At 65.6% G+C, this 3,984-nt stretch carries 3 protein-coding genes and 1 pseudogene; 3 read left to right on the forward strand and 1 reads right to left on the reverse strand.

The window, feature by feature from the left end; translation table 11 throughout:
- A partial coding sequence (istB, locus tag CCS01_RS16410) for an IS21-like element helper ATPase IstB (RefSeq protein WP_104519867.1) occupies nucleotides 1-682 on the reverse strand: 682 nt, incomplete at its 3' end.
- 116 nt (nucleotides 683-798) lie between these two features.
- Here istB and CCS01_RS16415 point away from each other — a divergent pair.
- The 3 genes and pseudogenes from CCS01_RS16415 to CCS01_RS32895 all read left to right on the forward strand — a co-directional run.
- A pseudogene (locus CCS01_RS16415) lies at nucleotides 799-1,946 on the forward strand (IS3 family transposase).
- A 163-nt stretch (nucleotides 1,947-2,109) separates the two neighbouring features.
- The gene (locus CCS01_RS16420) at nucleotides 2,110-3,441 is read left to right on the forward strand and encodes an IS701 family transposase (protein WP_104519868.1); all 1,332 of its coding nucleotides are present in this window, start codon (nucleotides 2,110-2,112) and stop codon (nucleotides 3,439-3,441) included.
- A 180-nt stretch (nucleotides 3,442-3,621) separates the two neighbouring features.
- On the forward strand, nucleotides 3,622-3,984 hold a 363-nt coding region (locus CCS01_RS32895), incomplete at its 3' end, for a transposase (RefSeq protein ID WP_146101803.1).

The following is a 3,984-nucleotide window of genomic DNA, read 5'->3' on the forward strand; positions in this document are numbered from 1 at the left end:
GGTCGGTCAGCCGATCGATCAGCGCCTTGCACAGCCGCGGATTGGGGATCACCTGCGACCACTCGGAGAACGGCAGGTTGGTGGTCACGATCACCGCTGCCTTCTCGGCCCGGTCGGCGATCACCTGGAACATCAGCTCGCAGGCCGCCCCGGCGAGCGGGACGTAACCCAGTTCGTCTATACAGATCAGATCGAGCCGCTCCCAGCGGCCCAGTGCGCGGCTGAGCTGGTTGGCATGCGCCGCCTCGGCCAGGTCATTGACCAACGCCGTCGCGGTGGTGAAGCGCACCCGCCGCCGCTGGCGGCAGGCAGCCACGCACAATCCCGTCGCCAGATGGGTCTTTCCCGTCCCGGCCTCGCCGACCAGCAGAACCGGCTCCGCTCTGGTGACATAGTCGCCCTCCGCCAGCGTGCGCAGTTGCGCAGCCGAGACGCCGGAACGGTCGAACTCAAACCCATCCAGCGTCTTCATCCGCGGCAGCCTTGCCTCGTGCAGCAGCCGGGTGATCGCCCGGCTCTCGCGTTCCTCCATCTCGGCCGCCAGCAGCGCCTCGAGGTAGCCGATATGGGATTGTCCTTCGCGGACAGCCGCCTCCGCCAGGCGGGCGAACTGTGTGCCAATCGTCGGCATGCGCAGCGTCTTGCAGTGCTGCCGAATGGCCTGGTCCTGAAGCGCGGCCATCAGGCGGTCCCCGCGCAGGGCGCCGATAACAGAGAGGTGGCTGGGCAAATTCGGACAGGCCGATAAGTGGAAAATCTGCCTGAGAGCGGCGAGAATGCCGCCTATCAGGAGTGACAATGGTGAGACGAGCCCGTCGGACGCACAATCCGGCTTTCAAGGCAAAGGTGGCCCTGGCCGCCATCAAGGGCGAGAAGACGCTGGCCGAACTGGCGCAGCAGTATGACGTTCACCCCAACCAGATCACGGCATGGAGGACTCAGGTGCTTGACGGGGCCGCTGGGTTGTTCGGCGGCGGCGTGGCTGAGGCGGCACCGGCGGAGGATTTGAAGGTGCTGCACGCCAAGATCGGCGAACTGACGCTGGAGAACGATTTTTTGGCCGGTGCGCTCAGCAAAGCCGGCTTGCTGAGCGCAAAGCGATGATCGAGCGTGGCCACGATCTTCCGTTGGGACGGCAGGCCGAGCTGCTGGGGCTGAGCCGGAGCACCCTCTACTACGAGCCTCGGCCGGTTCCGGCGGCCGAGCTTGCGATCATGCGTCGGATCGACGAACTGCATCTGGACTACCCGTTCGCGGGCGGCCGGATGCTGCGCGACCTGTTGCGCGGCGAAGGCGTGGTGATTGGCCGGGACCTGGTCGCCACGCTGATGCGGCGGATGGGGCTTGAGGCGTGAAGCGCATCAAGGGCGATCTACCGCAAGCCGAACACGTCGCAGGCGGCGGCGGGGCACAAAATCTACCCGTATCTGCTGCGCGGGCTGGCGATTGAGCGGCCGAACCAAGTGTGGTCGACGGATATCACGGATATCCCGATGGCGCGCGGTTTCGTCTATCTGGTGGCTGTGGTCGATGGGTTCAGCCGGCGGGTCCTGTCGTGGCGGCTGTCGATCACGATGGACGTCGACTTCTGCCTCGAAGCCGTGGCGGAGGCGCTTGCTCGATATGGGCGGCCGGAGATTTTCAATACCGATCAAGGTTCTCAGTTCACCAGCACAGCGCTTACCGGGTTGCTGCTGGACAACGCGATTGCCGTGAGCATGGATGGCCGGGGTGCCTGGCGGGACAACGTTTTTGTCGAGCGCCTTTGGCGGTCGGTGAAATATGAAGAGGTCTATCTACGGGCCTATGACAGTGTTGGCGAAGCACGGGCGTCTCTGTCTCGTTACTTTATCTTCTACAATACGAAGCGGCCGCATTCAAGTCTTGACGCGCGGACGCCGGAGTGTTTTTACTATGATCATCTGCCGCAGACAGTGGCCGCATAAATTTTCGCCGCCGTTGCCGGGGCCTCACTCCGGTCGGGCTAAAGCCCTCCCTGCGTGAGGCCCCGGCAACGGCACAGAATGAACCCAACCGGCAGAGGATCCACTTAGTCTTACTGTGTCACTATCCTCTAGCTATTGACCACAACCACCCCACATAGGGTGCATGGAACAGCAAGGAGCAAGACAAGCGCCGAAAAGCGAGGCCCGGTTGGAGGCGTATCTGGATGCGGTGGTCGGAGGATTGGGGCATGCCCGCCGCGCCGCCTCGGCGCGGGCCTACTGCACCGGGCTGCTGCTGCCCGGCGAGCGCAAGAGCATCGAGCTGATGGCCGCACGGCTCGACCCGGCACATGTGCAGGCCAAACACCAGTCGCTGCACCACGTGGTGGCAGAGGCCGCGTGGGACGATGCGGCATTGCTGGCGGCGGTGCGGGCCGAGGTGCTGCCGGCGATCCAGCGGCATGGGCCGATCAGCTACTGGATCGTCGATGACACCGGCTTTCCCAAGCAGGGCAAGCATTCCGTTGGCGTGACGCGGCAGTACTGCGGCCAGCTCGGCAAGCAGGACAACTGCCAGGTGGCGGTCAGCCTCTCGGTGGCCAATGACCATGCCAGCCTGCCGATTGCCTACCAACTCTTCCTGCCGGAGGTTTGGGCCAATGATCAGCCCCGGCGGGACAAGGCCGGGGTGCCGGCGGCGATCCGCTTCGAGACCAAGACCGTGATCGCGCTCGGACAGCTTCGCCAGGCACTGGCCGCCGGCGTGCCGGTGGGGATTGTGCTCGGCGATCCGGCCTATGGCGACGAGACCGACTTCCGTGTCGGCGTCTCGGACCTCGGCCTGCGCTATCTGCTCGGCGTGCGCTCGGGCACCAGCGTTTGGGCGCCTGGCACCGGGCCGCTGCCGACGCTGCCCTGGTCGGGCCGCGGCCGCCGGCCGAGCCGGCTGCGGCGCGACGCGGAGAACCAGCCGGTGACGCTGAAGGCGCTGGCGCTCAGCCTGCCGGCCGATGCCTGGCAAACGGTGACCTGGCGGGAGGGCGCGAACGGCGAATTGTCCTCGCGCTTCGCCGCCGTGCGCGTGCGCCCGGCGCATCGCGACACCGCGCGCAGTGAGCCCTGGCCGGAGGAGTGGCTGCTGATCGAGTGGCCCGAGGGGGACGCCGAGCCGGCCAAGTACTGGTTCTCCAACCTCTCGCGGCGCACCACGTTGAAGCGTCTCGTGCGGATCGCCAAGGCGCGCTGGTGGATCGAGCGGGACTACCAGGAGCTCAAGCAGGGTCGAGCCGCGAAGCGGATCGACGGCCTCGGCCAGTTCGAGGGCCGCAACTGGCGCGGCTTTCATCATCATGCCAGCCTGTGCATCGCAGCCTACGGCTTTCTGATCGCCGAGCGCTGCCTTTTCCCCCCTCAGCGGCCATTCATCCGCAGGCGGATCGAAACACCTGCGTTACCCGCCGGTTTCCAGCCGCGCGGCGCTGCCGGTGCGGCCTGAGCGGCATGTGCCGCACTCGATTGCCTCGATCCGCCGCCAGCTTGCCGTCCGCCTCGTTGCCGCACTGCCCAGGTGTCCGTGCTGCCTGCGGCAGCAGCCTCGGGCAGTGAATGAGAAAATGACACAGTAAGATTAAGAGAGAGTCTTCCCTTGGAACGGCGGTTGAGCCGGAGGTGAGACTTGTCGACGACACGGAAGAAACACAACGCGGAGTTCAAGGCGAAAGTGGCGCTGGCGGCGATCCGGGAGGATGGCACAGTTGCGGAGTTGTCGAGCCGGTTTGGTGTGCATGCCAGCCAGATCCACGCCTGGAAGAAGACGGTGCTGGACGGCACGGCGTCGCTGTTTGCGCGTGACAAGGCTGCGGTGGGCCATGGCGAGGCGAGCGAGGCGCAGTTGGCTCCGCTGTATGAGAAGAGGCTCTTATTGGGTTCCAGGGTGGTGAGATGGCTCACCCGACCAAGCCTCCGACGAGAGCGCCGAGCAGCGCTTTGCCGCGGCGGCGTGCGTTATGCACGAACTGGAAGAAACCAAGATACAGCG

Source organism: Rhodopila globiformis, assembly GCF_002937115.1.
GTDB lineage: Bacteria > Pseudomonadota > Alphaproteobacteria > Acetobacterales > Acetobacteraceae > Rhodopila > Rhodopila globiformis.

Excerpts from the sequence above, each read along its gene's own strand:
- CCS01_RS16420 (WP_104519868.1), top strand. The coding sequence starts at position 2,110 with ATGGAACAGCAAGGAGCAAGACAAGCGCCGAAAAGCGAGGCCCGGTTG.